The organism is Rhodococcus sp. EPR-157, assembly GCF_001647195.1.
Taxonomy (GTDB): domain Bacteria; phylum Actinomycetota; class Actinomycetes; order Mycobacteriales; family Mycobacteriaceae; genus Rhodococcoides.
Genome location: NZ_LVCV01000132.1, coordinates 1 through 6,179, shown reverse-complemented (window position 1 = coordinate 6,179; position 6,179 = coordinate 1). Strand labels below are relative to the sequence as shown.

5 protein-coding genes and 1 pseudogene are annotated in these 6,179 nt (G+C 63.4%); 3 read left to right on the top strand and 3 right to left on the bottom strand.

From position 1 onward, the window contains the following. Positions 1-122: 122 nt before the first annotated feature. Positions 123-1,250: a M23 family metallopeptidase gene (locus tag A2J03_RS29745; protein WP_231912379.1), complete on the top strand. Its 1,128-nt coding sequence runs from the start codon at positions 123-125 to the stop codon at positions 1,248-1,250. A 252-nt stretch (positions 1,251-1,502) separates the two neighbouring features. On the opposite strand, the pseudogene A2J03_RS29740 reads toward A2J03_RS29745, so the two are convergent. The 3 genes and pseudogenes from A2J03_RS29740 to lnt all read right to left on the bottom strand — a co-directional run. Next, positions 1,503-1,781, bottom strand: a pseudogene (locus tag A2J03_RS29740) (cbb3-type cytochrome c oxidase subunit I); the annotation flags it as partial. A 258-nt stretch (positions 1,782-2,039) separates the two neighbouring features. Beyond that, a complete protein-coding gene (locus tag A2J03_RS05260) occupies positions 2,040-2,822 on the bottom strand; it encodes a M23 family metallopeptidase (RefSeq protein WP_231912378.1) in 783 nt (260 codons plus the stop codon). A gap of 134 nt (positions 2,823-2,956) precedes the next feature. Continuing rightward, on the bottom strand, positions 2,957-4,570 hold the full coding sequence (gene lnt, locus A2J03_RS05255) for an apolipoprotein N-acyltransferase (protein WP_082897612.1): 1,614 nt from the start codon (positions 4,568-4,570) through the stop codon (positions 2,957-2,959). 639 nt (positions 4,571-5,209) lie between these two features. Between lnt and A2J03_RS05245 the strand changes: the two genes are divergently transcribed. Both A2J03_RS05245 and A2J03_RS05240 read left to right on the top strand, forming a co-directional pair. Continuing rightward, positions 5,210-5,629, top strand: coding sequence for a hypothetical protein (locus tag A2J03_RS05245; RefSeq protein ID WP_068370469.1), 420 nt, complete (start codon positions 5,210-5,212; stop codon positions 5,627-5,629). 108 nt (positions 5,630-5,737) lie between these two features. Further along, the coding region (locus A2J03_RS05240; RefSeq protein ID WP_197480627.1) for a pyridoxal-phosphate dependent enzyme at positions 5,738-6,179 on the top strand (442 nt) is incomplete at its 3' end.

Sequence of the window (6,179 nt, the reverse complement as noted above, 5' to 3'; positions counted from 1 at the left end):
AAGAGTGTAATAGTGATGCGGCGTGTCGCCTTGACTCGAAGGCGACATGAATTACTGCCAGGTATGCAGTTGCCCGTCCAGGAGGACCACCGAAAATGAAACCTCTGCCCTCGTCATCGTGCATGGCACACCGAACTCGGTGGGGTACTCGCGTCCTCGTCGGTACCGCGTTCGTGGGAGGCATCCTCGCGCTGGCGCCCACGGTGTCTGCAGCACCGGACGCCGATCCGTCTGCGCCGCCGCCTGTCACCGTCGCACAGGCCCAATCGGACCCGCACGTCCAACAAGAGATCCTCGGTCTAGTCGTCGGTGCACTACGCGATATTCGCGCCAACGGTGCTCTCGACGACCTGGCCGGTCCACAGAGCCGCATCGTCTCCTGCCTCGTGGGCACGATCGGAGCCACCGATACAACTGACGGACAAACGGGAGCTCTTTCGCGATTCATCCCCTGTCTCGCGCCGATCAACGACATCGACCCCACAGTTCTCCCCCGACTGGTGTCGTCGATGGACGTCGCCACACTCGCATCCACACTCGCGGCAGCCGAGACTCCACACGATCCGGCCACCCCGCACACCTCATCGCGCGGACACGTGGCGGCCCCACCCGGCAGGTCGAACGCCGAGCCCTCGACCGAACAACCGAACACCCAAGGCACCCAGGACACCCAAGACCCCGAATCGGCCGCCGACCCATCGACGCCCGAACTGCCCGCGCTCGAACCCGACGCCGTTGTACCTGAAACGTCGGCACCCGACACATCATCTGAAACAACGACACCCGAAGCAGGCGATCATTCGTCGGCCACCCCGCAATCCCCTACCGACACAACAGGGTCGAGCACCGGCAAGTATCGTGCGCCGACAACAGGAACGTTGACCTCGACCTTCGGCGACGGCCGCAGCCATCAAGGTATCGACATCGCCAACTCCACCGGTACACCGATCGTCGCGGTCGCGGACGGCGAAGTGATCAGCGCAGGACCGGCCCAGGGCTTCGGACTCTGGGTGCGCATACGCCACGATGACGGCACCGTAACGACCTACGGACACAACAACGACAACCTCGTGACCGTAGGTCAACGCGTCGCGGCTGGCGAAGAAATTGCGACGGTAGGAAACCGGGGTATCTCCACCGGTCCACATCTGCACTTCGAGGTCGACACACCCGCCAGCGAAAAGGTCGACCCCAGAACGTGGCTGGCGGAACGCGGAGCCACCATCGCCGGTTCGGATCGGGACTCGTAGCCGAGCGTCGACCGCACGGCCCGCCGATGTGAACAAATTCTGCACTGTTGCAATGACTTCGGATGCGTCTCAGCGGTCTCGTTCAACGTCAGAACTGGACCCTCGGTGCCGCAACATGTTCCGCGGGCGCGCAGTAGGATCGCCCGCATTCCAATGACCCCGATCCGGCAGGGCGCCGTCCCGCCTGTCACGGCGTGGCTGTGGGTGGCGCACCTTCTTCGTCGTCGTGCAGCGGTTCCGTCCGGACTTCCTCGCACCGGTGGCGTACATATGGTGCGCCCACACCGTAACGGAGAGCGCCGCGATACCGCGGGTGACATAGATCAGGCCGGTGTACCCGAAGATCGGTTTGCGGGAAAAGACGGAGAATACCTCCGAGACGACCCCGAAGAACGGTAGCGCGATGATGTACACCTCGGGGTGACCGAAGAACCAGAACAAGTTCTGCCACAGCAATACTCCGCCGGTCGCGGGATCAAAGATGTGTGCCCCCAGGTTCCGGTCCGCGGCCAGGCCAATCAATGCACATGACGCCGAGCACTTTGGGATCGGTCGTCGCCACAGCCTTGTGAAGGAACGAACCTTTCGGTCCCGTCCGCGGCGGAAATAGCCCTCGGGGCAGTCGCTTTCACGGCAAGGTCGGCCATGCGGACTCATCTCGTGTGGCACGGCACCCGCGGACAGCGCTGCGGGATCCAGCCTGAGCGGCCAAGAACGAACTACTATGCACTATAGTAGTTAATGGTGAGTTCCTTTGTCGCACCGCGGCCCGAGAGGCGAAACGTGGCCCTACGACTGAACGGCGGCGTCGGACAGCGCGACACCCCGAGAGGCGAGCCACCCCTGGGGATCGACCTTGCTCCCTGCCGCATCGGCAACCTCGAAATGCAGGTGAGGTCCAGTCGATTGGCCGCGGTTACCGACGGTGGCGATCTGCTCACCGGCTTGCACTCGTTGCCCCACAGTCACCAAGGTTTGGTCGATGTGCCCGTAGACCGTTGTCGTTCCATCGTCATGCTGAAGACGTACCCAGAGGCCGAAACCGTCCGCTGGGCCGGAGTCGAGCACCGTGCCATCGGCTGCCGCATAGACGGGAGTTCCGATGGCGTTGGCGATGTCAAGTCCGGTGTGCGTAGTCCCCCATCGTGGTCCGAAATCCGAGGTCAGGGTCCCGGCGACCGGTCGAACGAAGAGTGGTCGCAGCGCCGCTGCATCACGCGCAGCGCTCTCCTCTGCTAGCCGTTGCCCTTTGGCCAGTTGCTCGATCGCATTGTTGAAGTTGGAGATCTCCGGTATGGCGAGGATTTGAGGCAGATACGTGGCCACCGGGTCCTGTGCCGGCGCCTCGTGCCTGGGGGCTGCCTGCGCCTGGGCGGGGCTTGCATATTGGGCGCCCGCCGTGATCAGAGCGCCCGCTGCCACCGCCATGGTGACGGCGACGCTGCCGCGGCGCTCGGTGACGCGCGTTCGAGCACGGTGCCGCCCTCCCTGCGTCCCCGCCGCTCGCTGCGCGTCACAGTCCAATAACTGTTGGCTTCGGTCGGTAGTACGGGTCGTACGGTGTTGTGCCACAACAGAATCCTCGGTAATCGATTGGAGCGAGGCGCAACTATGTGCATGCGCACCTCGCTGATGTGTCGAAACGATAACGACACGATAACGAAACGTTACACGAAGCATGGCGTAATTACTATCGTGGTTAGTAGTTAGATGGTTCCCCGGTAGCGTTTTTGCATGTCAGACGCGGTGTCGGCGATCGGAGCCAACCGGGCCGACGAACGCCTTCTCCACGCGAGCGCACATCCCATGACAGCAAGAACGACCGCGGCGTACTCCGGAAGCGCGCCCAGTCTTGTCGCCCACGTCGATCTCGTTTCCAGGGCAACATCAGCCACTAACGTCTCCGCAGTGAACAGGCCCGAACGATTTCCGACCTTCCCCTGTGGGTCGATGACGGCGCTGACCCCGCTGGTCGCAGCAACTAGGACAGTCCTGTTGTGTTCGACCGCTCGCAGCCGCGACATTGCCAACTGCTGGTAGGTCATATCAGTGCGCCCGAAGGTCGCGTTGTTGGTGGGGACCGTGAGCAGCTGCGCCCCCGCACGCACGGACTCGGTGACCACGTCGTCGAACGCGACCTCGTAACACGTGGCGACGGCCGTCGGGATTCCGGCGAGGTCGACGACACCGTCGCCCGAGCCGGGAACGAAGTTACCGGCCTGCGAGGCGTACGAGGACAACGTCGTCATCACAGATCGCATCGGGAGATACTCCCCGAAAGGGACGAGCTTGCGTTTGTCGTGCCGCTCCCCCGGTCCAAGAACCGGATCCCACACGATCGAGGTATTCGTCGAGGTGCCGTCATCGTTGCCGAGGACCGCACCGACCAGAAGCGGCACCCCGACCGACCGCGCTGCAGCGTCGATCCCGGCAGTAGCGTCGGCATTGCGCAGCGGATCGATATCGGACGCATTCTCCGGCCAGATCACCAGGTCGGGGGCGGGCACACTGCCGGCGGTGATGTCTTCCCCGAGTTGCATTGTTCGCTCGATGTGATTGTCGAGAACTGCTCGGCGTTGCGAGTTGAAGTCCAGACCCAACCGCGGAACGTTGCCTTGAACAACGGCGACCGTCGCACGCGCCGCGGTCGTTCCCCCATCGGGAGTGAGCGCGAAAGCCAGAGCCGGCACGATCACTACAGTGGCCGCCGACCCGAATGCGAATCGCGACGTCGGCGGGCGTACCTGGCGGACCACACTTGCCAGTGCCGCGCCGATCAATGCGACTGCAAAAGATACACCGGGCGCACCGACGAACGCGGCAAGCGAGAGCAGAGGGCCATCCGCTTGGGCGAAAGCTAATTTCCCCCATGGGAATCCGCCGAACGGAATCCGTGCGCGCAGACCTTCGGCGGCGGTCCAGATCGCTGCGATCCACAGGGCTTCGAGGCGCAACCCGGACACTGCGGCCGCTGCAGCGCAGAACAATGCCACTGCTATCGCTTGGATCGCCGCTAGCGCCAGCCACGGCGGGGCACCGACGTAGACGCCCACCCAGGGCAGAAGAGGCAGAAAGAATGCCAGTCCCGACAGATACCCGTAGAAGAACGCCGCCCGGATGGAACGGCCGCGGATGACGAGAACAAGAACCCCGATACCCAGCGGCGCGAGGAACCACAGCGACCGAGGTGGGAAGCTCGCGAACAACAGCAAACCAGCAGATACCGCAGACGATGACCTGACTGCTATCGCGGTGAACGCACGGCGCCGGGTTCGTTGGTGACGGTTCACTGTTGTTGTGCTGGAGTCGATATCGAGCATGCCTGCATGGCTCTTTTCTCATGTACGGCATAGCGCCACCTGGCCACCCTCAGTTACTACTATGCACGATAGTAGTATTAGCGGTGAGCCCAGACCGGCTCCCCAAACCGCCACCGCATCCTCTGCGACGTCGATGCATATCCCGGGCCAGGCCCGGGATACCGACCGCGCACCTTCGCTGCCCTTGACCGCGCACCTTCGCTGCCCTTGATCGGGCATCGACCGCTGCACGGAACCACCCTTGTCTCAGAGTTGCGGCTGACACTTGCGACGACAAGTCATTGACTCTGCGGCCGATGCGATGCAGGCGTCCAGAAAGTGCAGGCTGGCATCCTCGTCTCCGCGCAGATCTGCAGTGCCTCCCAATCGAACGAGTCCGGGCTTAGCTCGCACAAGATGCCTGCTGGACCGACCTGGAGACTGGCTTCTACCTCCGCAACACGGATAAAAGCGCGTACGTCTGCTCGTGGCGGCCATGGTGATCACCGCCCCCGATCGCCCTGGCCGTGTTCGACGTGACCAGAAACATGTGGTGCCTGCTGGCGGCCGTGTGACCGCCTGATTTCGGCGGCGGCACGTCTCTCGGCGCCCTGATGGATTGGACCAACCCCAGTTTCTGGCTGCTACCGTCGAGACGTTGTGACAGCACTTGCGATACGCCCGCCGCGTCTGCGGACGGTTATCGCAGTCGCCGCTGTCCTTTATTTGTTGGCTCACACCATCGCTCAATGCGGCATCGCCTGGGAACAGGACCATCACGGCGCCGGCATACACATCATTTCCTCCTCGTCGCAGGCCGCCGCGGAACTCTCACCGAACCACGCGCACATCGACGACGGATCGCCCCATGTGGCGCACGATACGAACACCGTCATCGCGATGCCCCGATCCGACAATCCGCCCCGCCCGTTAACCATTGCCGCGGTCGCCGCGATGGCCCTGGCTGTGGTGTTGGTGGCGATGTCTGCGCCGCGCATTCCGCGAGCCCCACCGGATCTACCCATTCCGATCCGGCGCGGCCGGACCGTCTTGAACGAACTCTGTATCAACAGGTGCTGATCAGCAGCCCGCGGGCCATCTGAGGACTTCTCTCCTCATGGCCCAGCTCGTACTGCCCATCACTCACTTACTGCGCCCCTCGCAGGTCACATACAGGGATTACTCATCATGAACAGTGCTGTTCGCTCCACACTCGTGCCACCGTCCTCCGCCGGCCACATGTTGGCGACCGCCAAGAATTGCCCAGAACCGAGCACTATGGTCGGCAACACGCCCGTTCTGTGGATCGGTGAACCGTTCGCTGACTCCGGCCGCGGTTTCTGGGCCAAACTCGAAGGCAGCAATCCCGGCGGGATGAAAGACCGACCCGCGCTGCACATGGTCGAGAAAGCGAAGGCCCGCGGCGACCTCGCTCCCGGTGCGATGATCATCGAATCCACCAGCGGAACCCTCGGCCTGGGTCTGGCCTTGGCTGGGATCACCCATCACCACCCCGTCACCCTCGTCACCGACCCCGGTCTGGAACCGATCGTGCACCGGATGCTCGCCGCGTACGGCGCCCGCGTCGAATTGGTCACTACACCGCACCCCACCGGCGGTTGGCAGCAGG